Here is a 25759-nt window from a genome sequence, read left to right on the forward strand (position 1 = left end):
CCTGTCCAACATTGAGCCTCATTCCGTATTAGCGGGATGGACTGGCTGTGCGCATGTCTTTTTGACGCGTGCAGTGGATGATCACAGGAATCGTAAACATGAACTCCAAGTGCTATTGCACAGGCTGGTCCCTCGTGGCCGGTCTGGCGGCAAGCGTACTGGCATTGCCGAGCTTCGCTGCCGCGCTGACCCTCGATGAAGCGCTGCGCCTGGCCGAAAACAATGCGCCGTCGCTGGCTGCACAAGATGCAAAGATTCAAGCTGCCAGCAGTGCGGCCATTCCAGCGGGTGAATTACCTGACCCCAAGTTGCTGGCAGGTGTGCAGAACTACCCCATCGGCGGCCCGGATCGCTGGAGCATCAACGACGACTTCATGACCATGCAAATGGTCGGGGTCAGGCAAGAGATGCCCAACGGTGACAAGCGCAAGGCTCGCATCGAGGTCGCCAACGCCGCCGTTGATCGCGCTGCCGCCGAGCGTCGGGTTGCACGACTGAACGTACGCCAGTCCACGGCAGAGGCCTGGATCAACAGCTACTCAGTCGAGCGCAAAGATGCGCTGTTCCAGGACCTCTACAAAGAAAACCGCCTGCTGACCGATACCGTCCGGGCCCGGATTGCCGGTGGTCGCGCTCAACCCGCCGATGCGGTGACGCCCAGGCAAGAAGCGGCTCGACTGGCGGAGCAGCAGGACGATCTGGTTCTCCAGAGAGCGCAGGCCCGAGCGGCCCTCAAACGCTGGATTGGCTCCGCCGCCAACGACAAGCCTGTGGGCAGCTTGCCGCAGTGGCCTGTCGATTCCTCGAGCTACGCCCATAAACTGCAACACCACCCCGAGTTGGCAGCGTTTGCGCCGATGACCCGCGAAGCGCAAGCCAAGGTTCGTGAAGCCGAGTCGGAGAAAAAGTCAGACTGGAGTTGGGAGCTTGACTATCAACATCGCGATCGCCAGTTCGGCGACATGGTCAGCGTGCAATTGTCCTGGGACTTGCCACTGTTTCCTGACTCCCGGCAAAACCCCAAAATCGCAGCCAAACAGGCTGAACTCAGCCAGCTTGAGGCTGAGCGCGAAGCCCTGTCACGGGAGCACACTCAGCAACTGGAAAATGAACTGGCTGACTATGAGCGCCTCAATCGTGCGGTAAGCCGCAACCAGGAAAGCCTGCTGCCGCTGGCCAGGGAAAAGGTCGAACTCAGCATGGCCAGCTACCGTGCCGGCACAGGCGATTTAAACGCCGTTGTCGCCGCCCGACGCGAACTCATCGAAGCCCGACTCAAACAGATCGACGTGGAGGAGCAGCGAGCGCTGACCAGTGCGCGTCTGTATTTTGCTTATGGGGAGTCCGGCCAATGATCCTTGAAAAATGGAACGGAGCATTGCTGGTTGGCGTCTCGTTGGCATTGGGTGTTGCCGGTGGCTACTGGTTCGCTCACCCGCGCATGAGCGAGGTACCTGTTACCGCCCGGGAGCAGAAAATCAATTCGCCGGACGAACGCAAGGCACTGTATTGGTACGACCCCATGTACCCGCAGCAAAAGTTCGATAAACCGGGCAAGTCCCCCTTCATGGACATGCAACTGGTTCCCCGGTACGCCAGCGGTGTCGAGGATCGTGCGACCGTCAGCATCGATCCGGGTCTGACCCAGAATCTCGGTCTGCGTTTTGCGACCGTCACCCGTGGAGTCTTTGACTCCAGCCTCGATGTGACAGGTGTCCTGGCATTCAACGAACGTGATGTGGCGGTGATACAGGCACGTACAGCCGGCTTCGTGGAGCGAGTCTATGCCCATGCTCCAGGCGACCTGCTCAAAGCCAATGCGGCACTGGCGGATATCCTGGTGCCGGAGTGGGCGGCCGCCCAGACAGAGTTCCTTGCCCTCAAGCGCAACGGTGATGCCGACCTGTTGGCTGCGGCCCGCCAGCGACTGCGGCTCACAGGGATGCCGGCGGCGCTGATCAGCCAGGTAGAGCGCAGTGGCAAAGTCCAGACGAACCTGACCATCAGCAGCCCCATCAGCGGTGTGCTGCAAGAGTTGAACGTACGTGCAGGTATGACCGTCGCGGCTGGCGAGACTCTGGCACGCGTCAATGGCTTGAGCCGTGTCTGGCTCGCCGTGGCCGTTCCGGAATCGGATGCCGGAGCCGTCACCGTGGGGCAGGCAGTCGAAGCGCGACTGCCCGCCTTCCCGGGGACAATGTTCAATGGCAAGGTCAGCGCGATTTTGCCCGAGACCAATCCGGACAGCCGCACCCTCCGCGTACGTGTCGAGTTACCCAATCCCGAAGGGCGCCTGAGACCAGGTTTGACCGCGCAGGTCCGCCTCAGCCACTCGACCGGGCACAGTGTGTTGTGGGTGCCTAGTGAGGCGGTTATCCGCACTGGCCGACGTGCCCTGGTAATGCTCGCCGAAGACGCCGGCCGCTACCGCCCGGTGGAGGTGCAACCCGGGCAGGAAAGCGATGGCAAGACGGAGATTTTGAAAGGTCTGGAAGAAGGCCGGAAGGTGGTTACGTCTGGCCAGTTCCTCCTCGATTCCGAGGCCAGTCTCAAGGGCATTGTTGCTACCTCGGTGCAAGAGTCACCCGCCAGTGGAGCAGCCGCCAGTTTGCATGAGGCGGATGGGCAGATCGTTGAGATCAACGACAAAGAAGTTACGCTCGCCCACGGTCCTTTCAAGACGCTGGGCATGCCTGGCATGACGATGACTTTCCCTCTCGCCAGTGCGGCGCTGATGCAGGGCCTCAAGGCGGGTGACAAGGTTCGGGTCGCGGTGAGCCAGACCGACGATGGCTTGCGTGTCGAGCGCCTGGCCAAATCGGGGAGCCAGCCATGATCGCGGCCCTCATTCGTTGGTCAGTGGCCAACCGGTTCCTGGTGCTACTGGCGACGTTGTTCCTCACGGCTTGGGGTATCTGGACGGTGCAGAGCACACCCATTGATGCACTGCCAGATCTCTCGGATGTGCAGGTGATCATCCGCACCCCTTATGCAGGACAAGCGCCGCAGATTGTCGAGAATCAGGTGACCTATCCGTTGGCCACTACCATGCTCTCGGTACCGGGCGCCAGAACCGTGCGTGGTTACTCCTTCTTCGGCGACAGCTTCGTTTACGTGCTGTTCGAAGACGGTACGGACTTGTACTGGGCTCGCTCGAGGGTGTTGGAGTACCTGAGCCAGGTACAAAGCCGGTTGCCGGCCAGCGCCAAGCCGGCGTTGGGGCCGGATGCGACGGGAGTGGGCTGGATCTACCAGTACGCACTGGTGGATCGCAGTGGTGGCCACGACCTGGCGCAACTGCGCGCGCTTCAGGACTGGTTCCTCAAGTTCGAACTCAAGACCCTGCCCAACGTGGCGGAAGTGGCCACGGTGGGTGGCATGGTCAAGCAGTACCAGGTGCAGCTGGACCCGCTGAAACTGGCAAGCTTCGGCATCACTCAGGCTGAGGTGACCGACGCTATCGGCAAGGCCAATCAGGAAACCGGTGGCGCGGTGCTGGAGATGGCCGAGACCGAGTTCATCGTGCGGGCCTCCGGTTACTTGAAGACGCTCAATGACTTTCGGGCGATTCCGCTCAAGCTGGGTTCGGATCGTGTGCCGGTGACCCTTGGCGATGTCGCCACGATTCAGTCGGGACCGGAAATGCGCCGTGGCATCACCGAACTCGACGGCGAAGGCGAGACCGTCGGCGGCGTGGTGATTTTGCGCAGCGGCAAGAACGCTCGCGAGACCATTGCAGCGGTCAAGACCAAACTCGACGAACTGAAAAGCAGTCTGCCGGCCGGGGTGGAAATCGTCACCACCTACGACCGCAGCAAGCTGATCGACCGCGCGGTGGAAAACCTCAGCCACAAGCTCATCGAAGAGTTCATCGTCGTCGCGTTGGTCTGCGGGATCTTTCTCTGGCACTTGCGCTCATCGCTGGTGGCGATCATTTCGCTGCCGGTGGGGGTGCTTGCTGCCTTCGTCGTCATGCGCTACCAAGGCATCAACGCCAACATCATGTCCTTGGGCGGGATTGCCATCGCCATCGGCGCCATGGTCGATGCCGCCGTGGTGATGATCGAGAACGCCCACAAAAAGATTGAGGCCTGGCACGTAGCCAATCCAGGGGAGGAACTGAAGGGCGAGCGTCATTGGCATGTAATGACCGAAGCAGCGGTGGAGGTAGGCCCGGCGCTTTTCTTCTGTCTGCTGATCATCACCCTGTCGTTCATTCCGGTGTTCACGCTGCAAGCTCAGGAAGGACGGCTGTTCGGCCCTTTGGCCTTCACCAAGACCTATGCCATGGCCGCAGCGGCGGGATTGTCAGTGACCCTGGTACCGGTGCTGATGGGCTACTGGATTCGGGGGCGAATTCCCAGTGAACAACAGAATCCGTTGAACCGGTGGTTGATTCGAATCTATCAGCCGGCCCTGGACGCGGTCTTGCGCCGCCCAAAGATCACGCTACTGGTCGCGCTGTTGGTTTTTGTCAGTGCGCTATGGCCAATGTCTCGCCTGGGTGGCGAGTTTCTCCCCCCGCTGGACGAGGGCGACCTGCTCTATATGCCTTCTGCCCTGCCGGGATTGTCGGCGCAGAAAGCGGCGCAACTGCTGCAACAGACCGACCGGTTGATCAAGACCGTACCAGAGGTCGAACACGTCTTCGGTAAAGCCGGTCGTGCCGAAACCGCCACCGACCCGGCACCGCTGGAAATGTTCGAAACCACCATCCAGTTCAAGCCACATGAGCAATGGCGTGCAGGCATGACTCAGGAAAAGCTGGTGGCGGAACTGGATGGCGTGGTGCGCGTTCCCGGTTTGACCAACATCTGGATACCACCGATTCGTAACCGTATCGACATGCTGGCGACGGGTATAAAGAGCCCGATCGGTGTGAAGGTTGCCGGCACCAATCTGGCGGAAATCGATGCGGTCACCCAGGCGGTCGAGCGAGTGGCCAAGGACGTGCCCGGTGTCAGTTCGGCCCTGGCCGAGCGGCTGACCGGTGGCCGCTACATCGATGTGGATATCGACCGCAAGGCTGCTGCTCGTTACGGGCTGAACATCGCCGATGTGCAGTCCATCGTGGCCGGTGCCATCGGTGGTGAAAATGTCGGGGAGACCATTGAAGGTCTGGCACGTTTCCCGATCAACGTACGTTACCCACGGGAGTGGCGCGACTCGCTCGGCGCCCTGGAACGACTGCCGATCTACACCCCGCTGGGTAGTCAGATCACCCTTGGCACAGTGGCGAAGGTCAAGGTCAGTGAGGGCCCACCGATGCTCAAGAGCGAGAACGCACGGCCTTCAGGCTGGGTGTACATCGATGTTCGAGGCAGGGATATTGCCTCGGTGGTTGCCGATCTTCGTCGGGTCGTCAATGAACAGGTCAGGTTGCAGCCAGGCATGAGCCTCAGTTACTCGGGACAGTTCGAGTTTCTCGAAAGAGCCAACGCACGACTCAAACTGGTGGTGCCTGCCACGCTGCTGATCATCTTCGTGTTGCTCTACCTGACTTTTGCCCGATTCGATGAGGCCCTGCTGATCATGGCCACTCTGCCATTCGCACTGACTGGGGGGGCATGGTTTCTCTATCTGTTGGGCTTCAACCTGTCGGTCGCCACGGGGGTCGGCTTCATCGCCTTGGCCGGCGTTTCTGCCGAGTTCGGCGTGATTATGTTGCTCTACCTAAAAAACGCCTGGGCCGAACGTGAAGACCTCGGTGACAGCACTGAACGCGGGCTGGTGGCGGCGATTCGTGAAGGCGCTGTACAGCGCGTTCGACCCAAGGCCATGACCGTTGCCGTCATCATTGCCGGTCTGCTGCCCATTCTGTTGGGCAGCGGAACCGGTAGTGAGGTGATGAGCCGAATCGCCGCGCCCATGGTCGGCGGCATGGTCACGGCCCCCTTGCTGTCCCTGTTTGTCATTCCGGCAGCCTATCGATTGATGCGCCGCCGGCACCTCCTGCCTGCACCCACCACACATCAAGGTAAAGTCATATGAAACTCACCCTGACCGCAGTCGCAAGCACCCTATTCGCGCTTTCACTTTCTGCCCACGCGCAGGACATGCCGGGCATGAAAATGGACGGCATGGAAGGCATGCCGATGAAGCAGGAAACAAAACAGGCTCCGGTATCCAATGCCGAAGGCACGATCAAGGCTATCGATACTGCGAAGCATACGGTGACCATCTCCCACGGCGCCGTTCCCGCCCTGCAATGGCCACCGATGACGATGGCGTTTTCCGTGACGCAAGATCAGTTGTCAGGGTTGGCGACTGGAGACCGGGTATCGTTTTCCTTCCGGCTAGAGGGTAACAGCGCCTCGATCGTGTCGATTAACAAGTAAATTCCGGTGGTGGAAGTGTCCGGCACATATTGTCGTGCCGGACTAACCCGTTAAATCGGCTGGTTCAGGAAAAACGGAGGGTTCGGGGGATTTTGAACGGCTGGCAATTGCTTACCCGCCCAGTTCCGTCTCCACTTGCGTCATCCTCGTCAGTGTTTCGGACCTGCAACAGATTTCGAAAAAAAGTCGCAAGCCCCGAGATTCTTCAGGGCTTGCGACTCATTGCCGATACGTCCTTCAAACTCCCGGGACGTAATCTACGGGATGCCTGCAGTGTTCAATGCCGAACATGCAGGCCTAGTTCTGCACCTCAGCCGTGTCGAAATCCGGCGCGTCTGGTGCATCTGGTGCGTCTGGAGCATCCGGTGCATCCAGTGCATCCGGTGCGTCTGGAGCATCCGGCGCATCCGGTGCATCCGGGGCGTCCGCTACATCCCTCGCCCCAGCTTTGGCAGCCTCTCTGGCTGCGTTCGCCTCGGCTTTGGCTGCGTCCCTCGCGGCATCCGCAGTAGCCCGAGCAGCATCTCTGGCTGCATCTGCCTCGGCCTTGGCAGCGTCCCTGGCTGCATCCGCAGCGGCCCGGGCAGCGTCTCTGGCTGCATCCGCTTCTGCGCGCGATAAGCCAGCAGCTCTTGCGGCATCCCGGGCTGCATCCGCCTCAGCTCTGGCGGCGTCACGGGCGGCGTCCGCAGTCGCTTTTGCCGCATCCCGCGCTGCATCTGCATCAGCCCGAGCAGCGTCCCGGGCTGCATTGGCATCAGCCCTGGCCGCGTCCCTGGCAGCATCTGCGGCATCGTTATCATTGTCTTTGGCGTTGTCGTTGTCACGCGCATTGCCCGGGCCTTTGTTCCCGGCTATACCACCATGGTCAGCGTCGCCGCGTCCCGGGCCTCCACGACCGTCACCGTCGTGGCCGTCACCACCATGACCGCCACCCTCTCCTCCATGACCGCCACCGCCGTCACCACCGTGACCACCGCCTCCGGAGCCTCCACTGCCGGAGCCACCGCCGCTGCCGCCACCATGGCCGCCTCCGCCACCGCCGCCGTCACCACCGTGACCGCCGCCTCCAGAGCCACCGCCACCACCGTGACCACCGCCTCCGGAGCCGCCGCCACCACCGTGACCACCGCCTCCGGAACCGCCGCCACCGCCGTGACCGCCACCGCCTCCGCCGCTACCACCACCGCCGCTGCCGCCATCTTTGGCATACACGCTGGAGAAACTACTGATGTAATCGGGCACCAGGACAGTCGATGCCGACAGTACCCCGCCTATTGCCAGAGCCAACAAACATTTCTTGAGCAGCATGATGCACCTCCGATTGGAGTTGCGTTTTCACCTCCGTATCGAACGCAATGTCCAGTGAGTTCCCGGCCGCCCATTGGAGCGGCCCGCCAACCGGCACGGCCATCAATCTGCAGCAATAGCGAGCCACTGCGGTATCCGTACGGTCCCTCAAAGCCAGCTGGTATCTATGCGTGGGAAATATTCCCACACATCTTAGATTAGTACCCTCAGCCCAAGTGTCAACGACCACATATCAGGTCCAAGGCACGCGTTGAGCAATTGGCCAAAAACAGACAGAGGACGCAGCAATAACCAATGAGTAGCTATGCTTTGGTTTGTGGCCAGGCTCTCCTGGCAACATCGTGAAAGGAGGCGTTTGAGATGCAACTCATCACGTTGAAAATCGAAAAGCCGGATGCGACGAACTTCATTCTGGGCCAGACGCACTTCATCAAGTCCGTCGAGGACATCCACGAAGCGCTGGTCAATACCGTGCCAGGTATCCAGTTTGGCGTGGCCTTTTGTGAAGCCTCTGGTCAATGCCTGGTGAGATGGTCTGGCACCGATAGCTCAATGATTGAACTTGCACAGAAAAATGCGAAAGCCATCGCCGCCGGCCATAGTTTCATCATTTTCCTGGGCGACGGTTTCTATCCGCTGAACGTGTTGAACACCATCAAAATGGTTCCAGAGGTATGCCGTATTTTTTGTGCAACAGCCAATCCGACCGAAGTGATTCTCGCTGAGACGCAGCAAGGGCGAGCGATCCTTGGCGTAGTGGATGGCTTTTGTGCCAATGACATCGAAGGCGATGAAGACATCCTGTGGCGCAAGAACCTGTTGCGGCAGATTGGCTACAAGCAGTGAATTGCAGAACGTGCTGGCACACCACATGACGTTACAAATTGCCTGAATGCCTTGCGCAAGAGCAGTTCACACCGTCCCGGGATGCTGGCCCGGCCAGCCTCCTGATGTAACGAATCAAGTCAAAATGTTTACCTGCAGAGCAGATCCTTATACGATGAAGTCCGCTTCTACCGCTCTCCATCGGGTCTGAGCAGCCCGTGGTTATTATGCATGACAAAGCGACTTAACAAATTGTGCTCTATGGCCATGCAAGTTTTTGCGCGGCGAACAAGAAAAAATTGTATACAAATTAATTCATACAATTAAATAGAATAACATTGAGCACCTGAACGATGAACAACCCTGATTTACTGACTGAAAACTCCAAAACCTTCAGCGTAGTTATAGTAAATTACAAAACACCTGAAATCACCAAGATATGCTTGGACTTATTACACCAGCATTTTGGCAGCAACAGCGTCCCGGTATGGGTGGTTGACAACTATTCCGCCGATGAAAGCACTGAGTACTTACGAACGCTTGACTGGATCAATTTGATTGAACGCTCTGTTTCCGAACCAGAGGCGGGCCATATTGCCCATGGCAAGGCACTTGACCTGGTTCTCGAGCGAATTGACACCGATTATTTATTCCTGATGCACACCGATACATTTGTTTTCGACAAGAATGTTTTTCCGATGATGCTGAATAAATGTTTGAAAAACCCAAAAGTCGTGGCCGTCGGTTGTGTCGAGCAAATTAACCGCGGCACCGCCAGAACTGTCTGGCGCTATAGCTCACGACTATTCAAGCATCACTTCAGACGCCTGAAAATCTCCATGGGATTGCGTTCCAGAGAACCAAAGCCGTACAAAGAAGTCTACTTGAAAAGTTTCTGCACATTGTGGAACTGCAAACTTGTAAAACAGCACAACATGCACTTTTCGATGGATGATCGCGTGCCAGGCTATACGCTTCAGGACCGCATGACCGAACTGGGTTATGTCGTTGAAATGCTATCACCGCGTAAAATTTTCAGCTATCTGGATCACATTCAGTCCGGCACTGTTGCAGCGGTTGGCGGCTATGCTAAAAATCATAGACGAACCAAAATGTACAACAACATCCTTAAGCGTCTGAACAAGGACGACAGAACAAATTGAGTTGCGAATAGACGCAACGAGCAGTGCATTCAACGCTGCGTGAAGTCACCCACAGGTTTTTATATCAGGTCATTGGAGCGGTAATGGCACCCATCACTCAGGCACTACCTATCACCCTGTCCCCGGAGCTTGATTTCGACCAGAATGCCGCCAGCGCCTTTGGTGCCTCATTGACCGATAGCTATGTTCAGGCTACGCCATTTCCGCACATAGTCATCGACAACTTCTTGCACGAAGACCTGATTGCGAGCATCTGCTCGCATTTCCCGGTCGAGCCAACCAACAACGAAATGCTCTACGAGCGCGGCTATAAAGGTCAACGCAAACGTCAAATCAGTCCCAACGAATGCGACCCTTATTTGAAGACTGTTTTCAACGCCTTTAACTCGGCCCCCATGTTGCAGTTTCTTGAAAAGCTCACTGGCATCGAAGGCTTGATACCCGACCCCTACTTTACCGGTGGCGGCCTGCACGAAACAAAAAGCGGTGGTTTCCTGGGGGTGCACTCGGACTTCCGGCTCAACAAAAAACTTAATGTTGAACGCAGACTGAACATCATCATTTATCTGAATGAAGACTGGCAAGAGGAATACGGCGGCAACCTGGAACTTTGGGATGTCGGCATGAAGACCTGCCTTAAAAAAGTCCTGCCCATCTACAATCGCTGTGTCATTTTCAACACAGACAAGGACAGCAATCATGGGCACCCGGAGCCTTTAACGACTCCGGAACACATCACCCGCAGGTCTATTGCGCTTTATTACTACACCGCGGGAACCATGGCGATCGATCCGGCACAAAGAAACAAAACCCACTACAAACCAAGGCCCAAGGATCGTTTGAGCCTGAAGTACTACATCAATAAACTGATCAAGAAGAAAAACTGAACTGCAAAACGCCCGGGAGTGAGGCAAGGGCCTGAGTCGAGGCGGTGAAACGCATCAATGCTGGAAGTTACCTGACAGGCAATGGCCAGGAATCAGAAAGCGTGGCTGAGCAACAGCCCGGCCTCGCCGTCCGGGCTGGCGTCGGAAAAGCCCTTGACGGCATATAACTGAAACTTCCATTCCTGATTGAGCTTGTGCGTGAGGAAGAGCGTCAGCTCCTTGATTTCGTCACCCGTGGAAACGACCTTCTGCCGCCAGTCGTAGGACACGCCCGCCGTGGTGCGCACGAACACGGGCATGGCAAAGCCCAGGCCGGCGAATATCGGGTTGTCGAAGTCGGAGCCCGACGGGTCGCCGAACTTTTTCCAGCCCAGGGTCGCGAACCCGGTCACAGGACCGAAGGCTTTGGCGACATCGACCTGGGCGGAATAGTCGGTTTTGCCGGTGCCCAGGCACTCGTCTTCGTCGGCGGTTGGCAACTTGACCTTGCCGATCAGGTCCACGAACAGCCCGCCAACGCTGCCGTCCAGCACAGCATAGTCGGCACCGGCAACGGTGTCGCCCAGACCGCTTTCCACCTTGCCGCAGCCGCCGGGCAGCGGCTCGCCGTCAGGGCCGACCGAAGGATTGGTGATGCGCAGCCAGGGCACGGTGAGCTTGTAGGTCATGGGGCCGGTTTCATATCTGCCCACCAGCGGGACGTACCATGTTTCGGAAGTCGTACCGGTGCCATAGTCGCCTCGTGAGTAGTCGGTTCCGATCGAGGTCGTAAAGGTATCGGCCAAGGTCGGCAAAGCCAGGCTGGCAAGCCAACCGACGAGCAGGATGCGCTTGGGATCCATGTTCACCTCGTGTCTGACGTCATCGAAGTTCACACGCATGATTTGTTGCGTGACTTACCCAGCCTAGTTACTTATGACGAAAGTGCATCATGACTGCACTGCTTAACCCGACTTGCCAGAGCGATCGACTTTTTCAACCGGCTCGACTTTTTCGACCTTCTCAACTTTTTCTGGCCGATCAACTTTGTCTATCTTCTCAACCTTTTCTGGCCGATCAACTTTCTCGACTTTCTCCGGACGTTCGACTTTCTCTACCTTCTCTACCCTCTCCACTTTCTCGATTCTGCCGGATTGCTCGACCCTCTCGACTCGCTCTGACTTGCCGGACTTGTCCACATCCACATCCACATCCACATCCACGTCCACGTCCACGTCCACGCGTTCAATCTTGTCGCCACCGCCATGACTGTCACTCCCCCCGTGGCGAGTATCGTCGACAACGCGGCCTTCGCTCTCGGAGCGGCCGCTCCTGTCACCGCCCGAGCTCCCTGAACTCCCCGAGCTGTCAGAGTTGCCGGAGTTGTCGGAGCCACTTGAGTCGATCGAGTTGCCCGAGCCGCTTGAGTCAATCGAGTTGCCCGAGCCACTTGAGTCGTCGGTGTCTTGCTCGTTGGTGCCATGTCGTCCGTGCCGGTTGCTCGCTGGTGAATCGGAGCGATCGCGGGGCAATTCAATACGCGTTGCCTGCACCTCCCGCGCGCCGGTGAACACGCCGTTGATCCGCACCCGTCGATCCAGCGCCAGCTCCGAAGCCTGCACACCGACAAACACGGTGTCGTGCGCCAGCGTCACATTAATGCCGCCCACCACCAAATGGCGGTCCTGCCGGCCCTGTACCAGACCCTCGATCACCGCATTGTGTGCCCGGCCAATGAAAGGCAGGCTCGGATCGGGGCGGCTTTGGTTCACGTCCAGCTCACGGCCGGACCAATGGCCGCGCACCAGCATTTCCTGCGCCGGGCCTGGGTGATTGCTGAGCTTGAGCCCCTGGAGATAGCCACTGCGATCCACCGGGCCGATGGCACTGGCCTCCTTGAGGCCGGGCGCCCGGTCGATGCGGCTGGCCACCACTTCGCCACGAGCATCGCGCAGCCCGCTGACCCGCACGGGATCCCCCGGACGCAGGCCGGCAGCGACCTGGGCACCGTTGGCCAGGCGTACCGGTTGCCCCATGACGCGCATGGGCATGGAGTCGCGCGGCAGTGCTGTCAAAGGGCCTTCGTAGGCGTGCAGGATAGAAATGCGCCCGGCCTCCAGACCACGCCGGGTATTGAACGCTTCCACGGCAACCACTTGGCCTACCGCCAGGCGGGCACTGGAGCTGGCGATGCCGTTCTCGCTGACAGGAACGTTTTTGTTGAAGTGCACTTCCACACCATTGACGCAGATCGAGGCGAACCCGGTGATGGTGCCGACAATGCCGGTGCCACCGATTCCTCCGTTATCGTTGCTGATGCCCGTGCCACCCACTCCGCCTGCAACGGCACCGGTGCCGCCAATACCGCCAGGGCTCTTTTTCAGTGGTGCGCCGGTACCACCGATCCCGCCGTTGTCGGTGTCGATGCCGGTACCGCCCATGCCGCCAGGTGCTGCGCCCGTGCCGCCGGTGCCACCAGGTGCCTGGATGACCGGCACTTCGCTGGTGCCCGCATCATTCTGGCTGACACAGGCTGGGGCGGCTTGCAACACACTTGCAAGCCCGAGGCCCAGAACGAGGGCGACTGCACGAATCAGGCGCAATTTGACGGTCATGGTTCAGGGGCTGTTGGCGAGTTGGGATCGGAAGCTTCAGTGTAGAAGTACAAGCCGACTGTGATGCGCTGGCGCGGTTCAAGGCTGGGCAGGTCCCGGGACTCCAGTTCGGCGGCGAGTCGGTTGAAGCTCAACAGGGCCTGCATTCCCTCGCTGGCCACGGCCTCGCGTAACGCCTCGACGCTCATCGGGGCCAGTGCGTCATAGTGGACGCTGCGTTCAAAAAAGGCCGGGGCTTCGCTGCTCAGGTTGTGAACCGCAGCGCAAGCATGATCGTGCAGATTGTGCCCCAGGTAAGCCGCTTTCTCATCGAAGCCCTTTTGTGGCACGAAGGCCTGGGCTTCAAGGTGCACGCGCTCTTGTTCGTCAAGGCGCACGACCCCCAGGCGCAGCCACTCGTCCAGCACCACCCGCGCCCTGATATCGGTACTGACCTTCGCCACCAAGGCGTCAAAGGAGCGGTCGCCGCCGACACTGGCCAATCGAGGCAACGGCAGTGGCTGGCCGGCGTCGTTGCAGAAAGGCGCGCTGGCCCAGGCGTTGACCAGTTGTGCACCAAACGTGATGTTTTCCGGAAGCGTGGAAGCAGCCGGATCACCGGCATTGCGCAAGCGCCGTACATCTTTGCGGTGCACACCGGTGAGCAGGCTGATGCGGCTGTCGGTCGGTGCCTTCTCGCCCAGGCGGAACTCACGGTCCGCCACTTCGACGAAAACCTCCTTGAGCAGGTCGGCAAACACCAGGTAGGTGACGCCTTTGCGCAGCATCAGGCGCACCAGCGGCTGCATGACATGCCGCAAGGCTTTGAGGAGCGAGGTGGGCAGCGTTGACGATTGCATTCAGCGAATTCCTGGGTAGATAACCCCAGTATAGCCGCGTGGGAAATAATCCCATGAATTTACCGAGAGCCGTGCCAACGCAATACCCGTTGCTATCCGGGAGCAGCTTGGGAGCAATTCGTCAGACTTACAGCTTCGCCTGAATTTCATGCGCGGGAACTTTTCCCGCGCAATGAAGCTGGCCCGAATTTACAGGAATGGATCGCTACCCCGGTACCGAGTTTTTTTGCGCACCGACACTGCCCGCCCTGCCGGCAACTGCCAGTGCCACGCAACAGGCCAGAAACGAGAATGCGACGAATGCGCCCATCACATGCAGGTAAGGCAACACGTGATTCCAGGCTCGAGCCACGCCCAGGAAAGCGGCGAATAGCCAACCGCTCATGGAAAGCGCCCCCAACAAGGCAAGCCGCGTGCGGCCTGCACTGCGCAGCGCGACGAATGGAGCCTTCTGCAGCAGCGGGAAGCCGACTCGATGCAAGAGTGCACCGTTGAGGCTCAGCAGCGCGACGACCGTCACCTTGGCCCAGAGTTTCTGATTGAGCAGATACGCGTCGCCTTCATTGAGGTAACCCTGAAGCACCAGCAACAGTCCACTTGCCCAAAGGGCCAGCAGTGCAAGGCTGACGATCTTCTGAGTTTCATCGAGGTATTCAAGCCTCGCCTGGTCCAGTACTTCCTTGCGCCAACTCCATAGCTTGTGATCCGCCTGCAACACCCTCCCCAGGGCAATACACGTAGCGAGCAGATGACCGTACACGAGAAGCATTTTGAGCATTGCCTTGACCTTATTATTGTTTTGGCGCTGCGTTCCCTGCTTCGCTGAATTGAAACCGAATGATACAAATTTGCAATTGCACCTTCAAGACAAATCCTCGCTAACACGCACCTACACAGACCACCATACGACTTTCGTCGTATATGGGCCGCGCACTTTGTTGTCGATTTCACAGCGTCTGGTTCGACTACCTTTCAGGGAACGGTCTCAAGGAATTGCAGACTTCACTGTCTAAACGCTTAAACCGGAATGAATCAGGAGAAGAGCATGCGCACACTGACCGTAGCCGCGTTCGTGAGTCTGGACGGCGTCATGCAAGCGCCTGGCGGGCCTGAGGAGGATTCCAGTAGTGGATTCCGCTTCGGTGGCTGGATCGTGCCCTACGCCGACAAAACCACCGGCCAGGCCGTAATGGACCTGTTTTCACAGCCATTCGAGTTGCTGCTGGGGCGTCGCACCTACGACATCTTCGCCGCCTATTGGCCGAACATTCAGGCCGATTCAACCCATCACACCATCGCTGACCTGTTCAACGGCGTCCCCAAGCATGTGGCCACCCATCGCGCCGACTCGCTGGCCTGGCACAACAGTCATGCGCTGAAGGGCAACCTTGTTGACGCGATCAACGCGCTTAAACGCCAGGAAGGTCCTCAGCTGCTGACCCAAGGCAGCGGCGATCTGGTGCGCCAACTGCTTGCCGCCGGTCTGGTGGACGAGTTGCGGCTGATGATTCATCCCATCCTGCTGGGGCGCGGCAAGCGCCTGTTCGACGACAACGCACAAACGTCTGCCTTCACCCTGGTGAATTCGATCAGCTCACCCGGAGGTGTGCTGATCGCCCGCTACATCCGCAGTGGCGAAGTGCGCACAGGTTCATTCGAAGGCGTCAGGTAGCGATAGCCAGCGTCGTGTCGCCCAGGTGAAATTAAGCTTGGGCTAAGGTTGCCCCTTTAGTCTTCGACCCTTTCGGGTAGTCGAGCATTTCGAAGATGGGTCGTGTCGATACAAACGCCAAGCCACCGTTCAGCATCGTTCTGGTTAATTACAAAACCCCGGAGCTCACCAGGATCTGCCTGGAACTGTTGCAGGAGCATGTCCAAAAATCAGGCATTGCGGTCTGGGTGGTCGATAACGGTTCGGCGGACGCCAGCGTCGAGTATTTGCGCTCGCTCGACTGGATCAACCTGATCGAACGCGATGCCCCCACCAAAGAACCGGGGCACATCGCCCATGGCAAAGCGCTGGACATGGCGCTGGCCAGGGTCAATACCGACTACCTGTTCCTGATGCACACCGACACGTTCGTCTTCGATGCAAACGTCTTTGCGATGATGATGGACCACTGCACCAAGGATCAAAACGTCATCGCGGTCGGTTGCACGGAGCAACTCAACCGCGGACTGCCAAGGACCGTTTGGCGCTTCACTTCACGCCTGATCAAACACCACTACCGACGCCTGAAGCAATCGCTCGGCCTGCGCTCGAAGGATCCGAAGCCCTACAAGGAAACCCACTTGAAAAGCTTTTGCACGCTATGGAATGGCAGGCTGATGAAGCAGCAGGGTTTGCATTTTCAGATCGATGACCGTGTGCCCGGTTATGAGCTGCAAGACCGCGTGATCAGGCTTGGCTACAAAGTCGTGTTCCTTTCGCCCGGCAAAATCTTCAAGTACCTGGACCACGTCCAGTCTGGCACCGTCGCTGCTGCGGGCGGATATGGCCAAGGTCATCGACGGACGAAAATGTACCAGGACATTCTCAAGCGCTTCAGTGCAACCCACTCCTCGATGTCTTGAATAAACCAGCGCCCACAAGAAAGCCCGCTGACCGTCGCCGGTTCAGTGGGCTTTTCGCAGCAGGCTGAGACTGACCTACTGCTGCAGGATAAAAGTCGCCAGGCTTTTCAGGTCGTCCGGGCTCAACTGCGTGAATGGCGGCATGGGCACATCCCCCCACTTCCCGCTGCCGCCGTTCTGGATGCTGGACATAAGCCTGTCCATTGCCTGCGGGTCCTTGGCATATTTGGCCGCCACATCGCGGTAGGCCGGGCCTACCACTTTGTGATCGGTCGCGTGGCAGGACAGACAGGCGTTGTTCTGCAGCAAGACCTTGGCATCGACTTTTGCCCCAGCCCCAGCCACCACCGGGGCGCTCGAGGCAGCCAGAACATCGGCATCATTGGCCTTCGCACTGCCGTAGGTCACCGCCAGGTAAGCGCCGATAACACTCACATCCCGGTCGCTGATCGGGGCACCGTACACGTGCTGCATCTTGCCCGCTTCAGCGGTCCACTGCGCCAGGCTCATACCAGGCGGCTGGAAATTGATGTAGTCGGCCGAATGGCAGACGGAACACTTCTGCTGCGCCAAAGCGTAGCCAGGCATCGTGCTGGGCTTGAACGCAGCGGTTTCAGGCGGCAGCGTGATGGACAGCGGCGCGGCACCAGCCAGGGTCGCCAGACAAACCTGAGCCGCGCAGAGCAAGGCGGTCATGCATTTCACAAGTTTCATGCGGCCCTCCTCAGGCGACGGTCACGTGGGTGGTTTCGACGACGTGGCGGCGGTAGCCAGCGGGATTCCAGTCGGCCTGCAGCGGTTGCGTCTCGCCAGCACTGTTGCTGGCCCGCACCATCAACGGTGTGGCGCCCTTGCCGGTAAAGGTGATCGGCAGTGTCCACTCACGGAAGGAGTAACGGCCAAGGTCCTGCCCGAGCGTGGATTCACGCCAGGTTTTTCCGCCGTCGATCGACACCTCCACCTTGTTGACCCCAACGCCACCGTCGAACGCGATGCCCTTGAGCACCACGCTTTTGTTCAGCGGCAATACATCGCCGTGTTTAACACTGGTGATGAAACTGCGGACCGGCAATCTGGAAATCGGCTGGGTTTTCGCCGCCGTGGTGCCTGGGGCAATACAGAAGCAATCGTTATCCGGAACCCGGTAACCCTTGGCCATGAAGAAACCGTCGTAGGTATGGTCGACGACTTCGATCTCACTCAGGTGCTTGACCCAGTACGTGCCGAAGTAGCCTGGCACCACCAGACGAATCGGGTATCCGTTGAGAAATGGCAGGTCGGTGCCATTCATCGACCACGCGATCATGGGCTCGCCGTCCATGGCATGGCTGATGTCCAGCGCCTTGATGAACTCCGGCGTGCTTGGCAACACCGGCTTATCGAGCCCACGGAAAGTCACTTGCCGGGCCTCGGCTTTTACTCCCGCCTTTTCCAGCACAGCCTTGAGCGGTACCCCTACCCAGCGCGCATTGCCCATGGAGCCATTGCCCAACTGCGCGCCGAACACTCGAGGCATCGAAAAGCCACGGCTGTTACCCGAACACTGATTGACGGCCACCACTTCCACCGGTGCGGCAAGGGCCTTGAGCTCGGCAAGGGAAAGCGACAGCGGCGTGTCGACCGAGCCCTTGATCGTCAGGCGGTAGCTGTCCGGATCGATGCTGGTCGGGAAATTGGCCAGGTGGTAACGCACGAAAAAGGCGTCATTGGGCGTGATCGGCCCTTCATTGAAGACCGGGAACGGCGTCTCCAGATGTGGCGGCCGAGTGGTCACCAGGGTCAACGGGCGTTTTTGCGGGTATTGCACCAGCGGTCGCGGGCCTGCGGCAAAGGTCACGTCTTCGACGGATTCACTGGCCGCTGCGGATTCGTCGGATGCCCTGGCCAGGCTTGCCAACGGCGAGGTCGCCAAAGCCAAAGTGAAAGCATCGCGTAAAACCCGCCGGCGGCTCGGCTGGCTGCTGTCTACAAAACTGAACTTCATTCTGCGCTCTCTATGATTGTTTTATTGAGATGCAACTGACTGTGGGAGCGAGCTTGCTCGCGATGATCGTTAACGAAAACGCGTGCTTACTGACCAAACGCAGCGCACTTGAGTCCATCGCGAGCCAGCTCGCTCCTACAAATTCCCGCCAGGGCGGAGAGGTATCAGGCTTACGGTTTCGCCTTACCGAGGTCGGAAAACAAACCAGTATCGTCAGGGCCAAACTGACTGCTTCTCATTGAGCGTCAGTGACTTGACAATTGATGACAGGAACCCCCGTTACGGCCGGCGTAGACGCTCCGAGTTCAAAGCGCTGCCTGTGCCATCGCCCACAAAAAAACCCACTGACCGTCGCCGGTTCAGTGGGCTTTTTCACATCAGACTAAAACCGCCCTCGCCTGCTACTGCGGATCTACCTGATCCAGCACGCGGTTCACCGATAACTCTGCCAAGGCAATCATCTGTTGAATCCCCAATGCCAAATTGCATTTTGGGCCGGAGAGGATAAACGCCAGTTCACTGGCCATGACACTGGCCGACGCAAGGGTTTCACAGGCGTGAACCAGGAGGGTTTCGTTGTTGACGTTGGGGGCGATGGTGAAGATGGGGTTGGGGCGGCGCTCGGCCAATTTAGGCTTACGAGATGAGGACTCGGAATCGACGCCTATCTGCGCGTCCGTATCAGGGGGATTCGGAGTTGGTTTTATCATTGTGAAGCTCCTATGAAAGTGAGCCCCTCCCCATCCGCTACCACGCAAAATAGGGAGACGGCTGTACACAGGGTGGTAGACCGGTCATAGGAACCCGGCAGGCCGAAGCCTCCCATGCACAGCCGCCACAAAGCAGCCAGCACAAAAAAACGCCCTGAGGCGTTCTGGGTCTATGAAGTAACCGGGCTACCACACCCGTTCGCTGAATTGGCAGCGACGGGCGAAGGTTAGCGAGGTGGGTTGTGAAGTGCAAGCTCGGTGAGGAGATTCGGGGGTGATGCGCATATTCCACATGAGTAAATTACGAAGCTGTTAACGCCCGATAGCAATATCACTAAATATTTTTTGGCTTTTTCTCCACAGCCAACTAAATTGTTAAGGCGCTTTCCATTTTCACACGAACAAAGAAGACACAACCACATTAAAGAATTCTAAAAAAATAAAACTTAAAAACAAACGCCAACATGGAGAGTGCAGATTAATGCCATTACTAGCTAATCATTGGGCAGGAAAATTATTCGGCACCAACACAGGAAACATATTCCTAGAGCTTTCTCAATCTGACAACAACATCTCCGGCCAACTCAGAATCATGGACTCTGTGTTTGGAATAAGTTTGTACTCATACACCGGAACTATAGGAGATGAGATAACCTTCCACTGCACACCATTAAAGTCGGACGAAGGTGTACAAATAAGCGCGGTGAATGTAAAAGGCACGCTAACGCCTCAAGGCAGTATTCGAGGCGAGTGGAAGTCTGAGATAGGCACCGCTGGGACTTTCGAAATATTCCCTCACGACATCAAAAGCACTGAAAGTTCCGAAAATACCGAAAACTCTCAACCTGAACAAATACACAACAAAACAATACAACTCGGCTCTGTACGCCTATTCAAAGAGGATCTAATTCAACTAATAAATTTTATAAAAAAAGACTTCACCACTGACAAAGTCGTCATTACATATTCACAACGAGGAAGCGAACTTACTAAATATGCGGACACCTTCCTAAATCAAACAGAAAAAGTCGAAAAACTAAACTACCTTAAGCTTGTCATTCAAGAACCAGAAGCACATGGAATAAACAGAGTTGTAATTATCGAACTAACTAATACAGGAACAAGTGAAATCAGGGTATCAGGGATAAATGAGTCTTGGGTGCTTGGAAAAGCCGAATCTACATTCCAGCTACTTAAACCAAAGCAAAACTTTCTGGTTACAAACTATAGAAAATACGGACTGAATTTTAATGGGGTAATTTTTTTCGCAATGTTGATTACCATACCTGAAATCACTGACCTGACAAAACGCCTAGCATTCGTATCTGCCGTGTTCATCTTACTGAACTTACTTCTAATAGCCCACAACAAATTCATTCCTAACACAGCAATTTATCTTACACAAACAAACGTAGGTTTTTTTACAAGATCATGGCCAAGCGTACTGTCTTGGTTCATTGCCGTAACCAGCTCTGTAGTTGCAAGCATAATTTTCGCCCTTCTGAAAAGTTAAGCACTTAACGCACACATTAGAACGATTTCCATCGACATATAAACCGCGCAAGCCATCCATGGTTTATTTTTAGACCTTAACTACCAGCCAGGCCTCCCACAACAGCCACGATAAAGCCCGCAGCACTGAGAACCATCATTCACCAATCAGGATCGGATTCAACATGTACGGAAATAGAAGTTTGAGAAACCGCCAAAATAGAGCCGAAATTTTGCATCCCCCAAGAGTTTTCCTTTACACATCAGGTGGCTTGTTGGATTACAGGCATATCGCATGTTTATCCAGAACAAACACTCTCACCAAAAAAAAACCCACTGACCGTCTCCGGTTCAGTGGGCTTTTTTTGATTTAGCTTCTAGTTACAGAGCCATATCACTCGCAGCATTAGCCTTCGGCGCTTTCGCATCCGTATCGACAGTCACTGGCTTCACAGCCGGCGCAATCACCGCTGGTGGCGGAGTCAGTTCCAGCACCTTGGCGGTGTAGGCCCATTCTTCAGCAACCTTCTCAGGGCTGGCATTCAGCTGGGTGCCGTAGCTCGGTACGATCTGGTGCAGTTTTGCCTGCCACTCAGGGGTCGCGACCTTGTCCTTGAACACTTTCTGCAGCACGGTCAGCATGATCGGTGCGGCGGTCGATGCGCCTGGGGAGGCGCCCAGCAGGCCGGCGATGCTGCCGTCTTGCGAAGCGACGATTTCGGTGCCCAGTTTCAGCACGCCACCGGCGGCTTCGTCACGCTTGATGATCTGCACGCGCTGGCCGGCTTGCCACAGGCGCCAGTCTTCAGCCTTGGCATTCGGGAAGTATTCCTTCAGGGCGTTGAGACGGTCTTCGTCAGACAGCATCAGTTGGCCTGCCAGGTACTCGACCAGCGGGTATTCCTTGATGCCGACCTTGGTCATTGGCCACACGTTGTGGGTGGTCGTAGTGGTCAGCAGGTCCAGATACGAACCTTCTTTCAGGAACTTGGTGCTGAAGGTCGCGAACGGGCCAAACAGGATCACGCGCTTGCCGTCCAGCACGCGGGTGTCCAGGTGCGGAACCGACATCGGTGGCGCACCAACGGAGGCTTTGCCGTAGGCCTTGGCCAGGTGTTGCTCGGCAATGGTCGGGTTCTCGGTCACCAGGAACGAGCCGCCTACCGGGAAGCCTGCGTATTCCTTGGCTTCAGGAATGCCGGACTTCTGCAACAGGTGCAGGGCACCGCCGCCGGCGCCGATGAACACGAACTTGGCGTCGGTTTCGGTCTTGCTGCCGTCTTTCAGGTTTTTGTAGCTGACACGCCAGCTGCCATCTTCGTTCCGGCTAATGTCCTGTACTTCGCTGGACAGCTTCAAGTCGAACTTCGGCGTGGTTTGCAGGTGCGCAACGAACTGGCGGGTGATTTCGCCGAAGTTCACGTCGGTACCCAGCTGGCTCCAGGTGGCCGCGATCTTCTGGCTCGGGTCACGCCCTTCCATCATCAGCGGCACCCACTGCTTGATCACAGCCGGGTCTTCGGAGTACTGCATGCCAGCGAACAGCGGGCTCGCTTGCAGGGCTTCGTAGCGTTTTTTCAGGAACTTGATGTTGTCATCGCCCCACACGAAGCTCATGTGCGGTGTGGAGTTGATGAACGAACGCGGGTTCTTCAGCACGCCTTGCTGAACCTGCCAGGCCCAGAACTGACGGGAGATCTGGAACGCTTCGTTGATTTCAACGGCCTTCGGGATCGAAACCTTGCCGTTCTCGTCTTCAGGGGTGTAGTTCAGCTCGGCCAGGGCGGAGTGACCGGTACCGGCGTTGTTCCAGCCGTTGGAGCTTTCCTGGGCGACGCCGTCGAGGCGCTCGATCATTTCCATCGAAGTGCCGGGTTCCAGCTCATTGAGCCACACACCCAGGGTCGCGCTCATGATGCCGCCGCCGATCAGCAGTACGTCGACTTTCTTGGCTTCTTCGGCCTGGGCTGTCGTCATCCCCAACGACAAGGCCAGCCCCAGCAGGGCTGTGTTCACTTTCTTAAACATCTGTAGCACCTATGATAAAACGCCATCCGCCCTTCCATCCTCATGCGCACAGCCCCGTGTTTCACGGCAGTCACGGGTGCGGCACTCAAGGATTGCAGGGTGGGCACACAAGGCCGACGAACCGCATCGACCCCACTTTAATGTCCCTTCTGAACTGACTTTTTATCTTTATTGGCTTCAGCTACTTGAGCGACAGTGATTCTGCTCGCCCGTCTCAAGGACAGGAAAACTGAATAGATCAAACCAAGTTGTCGCGAAGAATATCACGACAAGGCTTACCCGCGCGTCTGTTCCCGACCGGTTAGCCCGGGCCCGGGCGCCCGGCCTTCTATACTCATCCTGTTTTTCTCAACGAGTGTGTGAGCAACAGCCTCAGCGATAGGAGCAGTCATGAGCGACAAAGACGATCTGCGCAAGTACTCCTCTCAGGTAATCGACGGCGTAGAGGCCGCACCGGCACGCGCCATGCTGCGAGCCGTGGGCTTTACCGATGCAGACTTCACGAAGCCGCAGATCGGCATCGCCTCGACCTGGGCCATGGTCACGCCCTGCAACATGCACATCGACAAGCTGGCGCTCGAAGCCGAAAAAGGCGCGAATGCCGCCGGTGCCAAGGGCGTGATCTTCAACACCATCACCATTTCCGACGGCATCGCCAACGGCACCGAAGGCATGAAGTATTCGCTGGTGTCCCGCGAGGTGATCGCCGACTCCATCGAAGTGGTCACCGGTTGCGAAGGTTTCGACGGTCTGGTGACCATCGGCGGCTGCGACAAGAACATGCCGGGATGCCTGATCGGCATGGCGCGGCTGAACCGACCGTCGATCTTTGTCTATGGCGGCACCATCCAGCCGGGGGCTGGCCACACCGACATCATTTCCGTGTTCGAGGCCGTGGGCCAACACGCGCGGGGCGACATCAGCGAGATTCAGGTCAAGCAGATCGAGGAAGTGGCGATTCCCGGCCCCGGTTCCTGTGGCGGCATGTACACCGCCAACACCATGGCCTCGGCCATTGAAGCCTTGGGCATGAGCCTGCCTGGGTCCAGCTCCCAGGACGCCATCGGCGCCGACAAGGCCTCGGACAGTTTCCGCGCCGGCCAGCAGGTCATGGAGTTGCTCAAGCTCGACCTCAAGCCTCGCGACATCATGACCCGCAAAGCCTTCGAGAACGCCATTCGCGTGGTGATCGCCCTCGCCGGCTCGACCAACGCCGTGCTGCATCTGCTGGCCATGGCCAATGCGGTGGATGTCGAACTGACCCTGGATGACTTCGTCGAGCTGGGCAAGGTTTCCCCGGTGGTCGCCGACCTGCGCCCCAGCGGTAAATACATGATGAGCGAGCTGGTGGCCATCGGCGGCATTCAACCGCTGATGAAGCGCATGTTGGATGCCGGCATGCTGCACGGCGATGTGCTGACCGTCACCGGCCAGACCCTGGCGGAAAACCTGGCCAGCGTGCCCGACTACCCGGCCGGCCAGGACGTGATCCGGCCTTTCGACCAGCCGATCAAAAAGGACTCCCACCTGGTCATTCTGCGCGGCAACCTCTCGCCCACCGGCGCCGTGGCCAAGATCACCGGCAAGGAAGGCCTGCGTTTCGAAGGCACGGCCCGGGTCTATCACGGCGAAGAAGGTGCGCTGGCCGGCATTCTCAATGGCGAAGTCCAGCCCGGCGAAGTGATCGTGATCCGTTACGAAGGGCCAAAGGGCGGCCCGGGCATGCGCGAAATGCTCTCGCCGACGTCGGCGGTCATGGGCAAGGGCCTGGGCAAGGAGGTGGCGCTGATCACCGACGGGCGTTTTTCCGGCGGTTCCCACGGTTTCGTGGTCGGTCACATCACGCCGGAAGCCTTTGAGGGCGGACCGATTGCACTGGTCGAGAATGGCGACAGGATCATCATCGATGCTGAAACCCGGCTGATCACGGTGGATGTCTCCGACGCCGTGCTGGCCGAGCGCAAGTCGCGCTGGGTGCGGCCGGAATCAAAATACAAGCGCGGGGTGCTGGCCAAGTATGCGAAGACGGTGTCCAGTGCTTCGGAGGGGGCTGTGACGGATAAGTATCTTTAGGCCGCTGGTCCTGCGTTTTCTGGGCTATTGCCATCGCGAGCAAGCTCGCTCCCACAGTTGATCTCCATTTGCCGAAGATCCCCTGTGGGAGCGAGCTTGCTCGCGATGGCGTCCTGTCAGGCACCCCCTACCTCAAAACCTGAACCGATCAACCGACCGCGACAACTGCCCCGCCGAAGCCTTCCACCCGATCACCTTGCAGTCGTCACCGGTTGCTTTTGCGCCATGCCCCGCAAAGACACCAGCAACAGGCTGACAAACGCATCGGCAACCGCGATGGCCATGTCCTTTTGCGAGTCCCAGGGATCGTTTTGCGCACCGACGAAGGCCTTCGCTGTGTCTTTGCCCAGGAAAGCACCGCCGATCCATTCCACCAGTTCGTACAAGGCCGATGTCGACAGCATGATGTTCAGGGTCACGAAAAACAGCCAGAACCCGCGCAGCGGCGTCAGTCGCCACAGCACTTCGCGCACCGGATAAACCAGCAGCAGCCCATAGCTCAGATGTACCAGGCGGTCGTAGTGATTGCGGTGAGCACCTGTCGCCCGGTCGAAACTGAAGCCCAACCACGCCGAAGACCATTGTTCGTAAGGCACCAGGGAATAGGTGTAGTGGGCGCCCAGTTCATGCACGCACAGAAACGCAAACACCAGCGTGATAGACGTCGCCGACAAGCGGAACCGCCGTGAAACCGCCACCAGCGTCCCCACCAGCAACAGCGCCAGCAGGTTCTCCAGCGCCCAGTCCACCCGGCTGCGGGGAGCAAAACCCGACACCACGACAACCAGCAAAAACACCATGAGCAACGTCAGGTCGTGCCGTAAACGCGGGTCAGGCTGCATGGCGCAATACCTCGAAGTCAGGGCATCGCCCTTTTAACTTCGAGGTACGGTCACCGGGCAAGTTCGCTTTTTTCCTCCATCGCATGCTACGTTGTACGAT

General features: G+C 57.9%; 21 protein-coding genes. 11 read left to right on the forward strand and 10 right to left on the reverse strand.

Annotated features, from left to right (window positions below):
• The first annotated feature begins 98 nt into the window (after positions 1-98).
• Genes J4D25_RS04110 through J4D25_RS04125 form a run of 4 tightly spaced genes read left to right on the forward strand, consistent with a single transcriptional unit; the run spans position 99 to position 6338 of the window.
• Positions 99-1355, forward strand: coding sequence for a TolC family protein (locus J4D25_RS04110; protein ID WP_057715363.1), 1257 nt, complete (start codon positions 99-101; stop codon positions 1353-1355).
• On the forward strand, positions 1352-2836 hold the full coding sequence (locus J4D25_RS04115) for an efflux RND transporter periplasmic adaptor subunit (RefSeq protein WP_057715364.1): 1485 nt from the start codon (positions 1352-1354) through the stop codon (positions 2834-2836). The genes J4D25_RS04110 and J4D25_RS04115 overlap by 4 nt, the downstream gene beginning before the upstream one ends.
• Positions 2833-5991, forward strand: coding sequence for an efflux RND transporter permease subunit (locus J4D25_RS04120; RefSeq protein WP_057715365.1), 3159 nt, complete (start codon positions 2833-2835; stop codon positions 5989-5991). Before J4D25_RS04115 ends, J4D25_RS04120 begins: the two co-directional genes overlap by 4 nt.
• The gene (locus J4D25_RS04125) at positions 5988-6338 is read left to right on the forward strand and encodes a copper-binding protein (protein ID WP_057715366.1); all 351 of its coding nucleotides are present in this window, start codon (positions 5988-5990) and stop codon (positions 6336-6338) included. Before J4D25_RS04120 ends, J4D25_RS04125 begins: the two co-directional genes overlap by 4 nt.
• A gap of 297 nt (positions 6339-6635) precedes the next feature.
• On the opposite strand, the gene J4D25_RS27130 is transcribed toward J4D25_RS04125, so the two are convergent.
• Positions 6636-7649 (reverse strand): hypothetical protein, encoded by a 1014-nt coding sequence (locus J4D25_RS27130; RefSeq protein WP_198530245.1) that lies wholly within the window; start codon positions 7647-7649, stop codon positions 6636-6638.
• A 360-nt stretch (positions 7650-8009) separates the two neighbouring features.
• Between J4D25_RS27130 and J4D25_RS04135 the strand changes: the two genes are divergently transcribed.
• The 3 genes from J4D25_RS04135 (at position 8010) to J4D25_RS04145 (ending at position 10524) form a co-directional block, all read left to right on the forward strand.
• Positions 8010-8495, forward strand: coding sequence for an adenosine-specific kinase (locus J4D25_RS04135; protein WP_057715369.1), 486 nt, complete (start codon positions 8010-8012; stop codon positions 8493-8495).
• Between the two features lie 332 nt (positions 8496-8827).
• The gene (locus tag J4D25_RS04140) at positions 8828-9637 is read left to right on the forward strand and encodes a glycosyltransferase (protein ID WP_057715370.1); all 810 of its coding nucleotides are present in this window, start codon (positions 8828-8830) and stop codon (positions 9635-9637) included.
• Between the two features lie 83 nt (positions 9638-9720).
• Positions 9721-10524: a 2OG-Fe(II) oxygenase gene (locus J4D25_RS04145; RefSeq protein ID WP_057715371.1), complete on the forward strand. Its 804-nt coding sequence runs from the start codon at positions 9721-9723 to the stop codon at positions 10522-10524.
• A 92-nt stretch (positions 10525-10616) separates the two neighbouring features.
• Here the strand turns inward: J4D25_RS04145 and J4D25_RS04150 are convergent, their stop codons facing one another.
• From J4D25_RS04150 to J4D25_RS04165, 4 genes are all read right to left on the reverse strand, one after another.
• Positions 10617-11366 carry a hypothetical protein gene (locus J4D25_RS04150; RefSeq protein ID WP_057715372.1) on the reverse strand — a complete coding sequence of 250 codons (750 nt, stop codon included), beginning with the start codon at positions 11364-11366 and terminating at the stop codon, positions 10617-10619.
• Positions 11367-11468: 102 nt separating this feature from the next.
• On the reverse strand, positions 11469-13118 hold the full coding sequence (locus J4D25_RS04155) for a DUF5666 domain-containing protein (RefSeq protein ID WP_057715373.1): 1650 nt from the start codon (positions 13116-13118) through the stop codon (positions 11469-11471).
• Positions 13115-13957 (reverse strand): DUF6502 family protein, encoded by an 843-nt coding sequence (locus J4D25_RS04160; protein ID WP_057715374.1) that lies wholly within the window; start codon positions 13955-13957, stop codon positions 13115-13117. Before J4D25_RS04160 ends, J4D25_RS04155 begins: the two co-directional genes overlap by 4 nt.
• Before the next feature lie 205 nt (positions 13958-14162).
• A complete protein-coding gene (locus J4D25_RS04165; protein ID WP_057715375.1) occupies positions 14163-14735 on the reverse strand; it encodes a DUF2214 family protein in 573 nt (190 codons plus the stop codon).
• A 267-nt stretch (positions 14736-15002) separates the two neighbouring features.
• On the opposite strand from J4D25_RS04165, the gene J4D25_RS04170 reads away from it, so the two are divergent.
• Complete coding sequence (locus J4D25_RS04170; RefSeq protein ID WP_057715376.1) at positions 15003-15629, forward strand: dihydrofolate reductase family protein; 627 nt, start codon at positions 15003-15005, stop codon at positions 15627-15629.
• A 95-nt stretch (positions 15630-15724) separates the two neighbouring features.
• The gene (locus J4D25_RS04175; RefSeq protein WP_057715377.1) at positions 15725-16531 is read left to right on the forward strand and encodes a glycosyltransferase family 2 protein; all 807 of its coding nucleotides are present in this window, start codon (positions 15725-15727) and stop codon (positions 16529-16531) included.
• Positions 16532-16606: 75 nt separating this feature from the next.
• Here the strand turns inward: J4D25_RS04175 and J4D25_RS04180 are convergent, their stop codons facing one another.
• The 3 genes from J4D25_RS04180 to J4D25_RS04190 all read right to left on the reverse strand — a co-directional run bounded on the left by J4D25_RS04180 (position 16607) and on the right by J4D25_RS04190 (position 19225).
• The gene (locus J4D25_RS04180; RefSeq protein ID WP_057715378.1) at positions 16607-17245 is read right to left on the reverse strand and encodes a c-type cytochrome; all 639 of its coding nucleotides are present in this window, start codon (positions 17243-17245) and stop codon (positions 16607-16609) included.
• A gap of 10 nt (positions 17246-17255) precedes the next feature.
• Positions 17256-18515, reverse strand: a complete 1260-nt coding sequence (locus tag J4D25_RS04185; protein ID WP_057715379.1) for a molybdopterin-dependent oxidoreductase — start codon at positions 18513-18515, stop codon at positions 17256-17258.
• A gap of 401 nt (positions 18516-18916) precedes the next feature.
• Positions 18917-19225 carry a DUF6124 family protein gene (locus J4D25_RS04190; protein ID WP_057715380.1) on the reverse strand — a complete coding sequence of 103 codons (309 nt, stop codon included), beginning with the start codon at positions 19223-19225 and terminating at the stop codon, positions 18917-18919.
• Positions 19226-19706: 481 nt separating this feature from the next.
• Between J4D25_RS04190 and J4D25_RS04195 the strand changes: the two genes are divergently transcribed.
• Positions 19707-20738, forward strand: a complete 1032-nt coding sequence (locus tag J4D25_RS04195; RefSeq protein ID WP_057715381.1) for a hypothetical protein — start codon at positions 19707-19709, stop codon at positions 20736-20738.
• Between the two features lie 359 nt (positions 20739-21097).
• On the opposite strand, the gene mqo is transcribed toward J4D25_RS04195, so the two are convergent.
• A complete protein-coding gene (gene mqo, locus J4D25_RS04200) occupies positions 21098-22744 on the reverse strand; it encodes a malate dehydrogenase (quinone) (RefSeq protein WP_057715382.1) in 1647 nt (548 codons plus the stop codon).
• Positions 22745-23134: 390 nt separating this feature from the next.
• Here mqo and ilvD point away from each other — a divergent pair, with 390 nt between their 5' ends.
• Positions 23135-24817: a dihydroxy-acid dehydratase gene (gene ilvD / locus J4D25_RS04205; protein ID WP_057715383.1), complete on the forward strand. Its 1683-nt coding sequence runs from the start codon at positions 23135-23137 to the stop codon at positions 24815-24817.
• Positions 24818-25008: 191 nt separating this feature from the next.
• Here ilvD and J4D25_RS04210 read toward each other — a convergent pair whose 3' ends face one another.
• A complete protein-coding gene (locus J4D25_RS04210) occupies positions 25009-25659 on the reverse strand; it encodes a DUF2238 domain-containing protein (RefSeq protein WP_057715384.1) in 651 nt (216 codons plus the stop codon).
• Positions 25660-25759: the final 100 nt, after the last annotated feature.

Origin of the sequence: Pseudomonas sp. GW456-L13 (assembly GCF_017350115.1) — a bacterium.
Lineage (GTDB): Bacteria > Pseudomonadota > Gammaproteobacteria > Pseudomonadales > Pseudomonadaceae > Aquipseudomonas > Aquipseudomonas jessenii.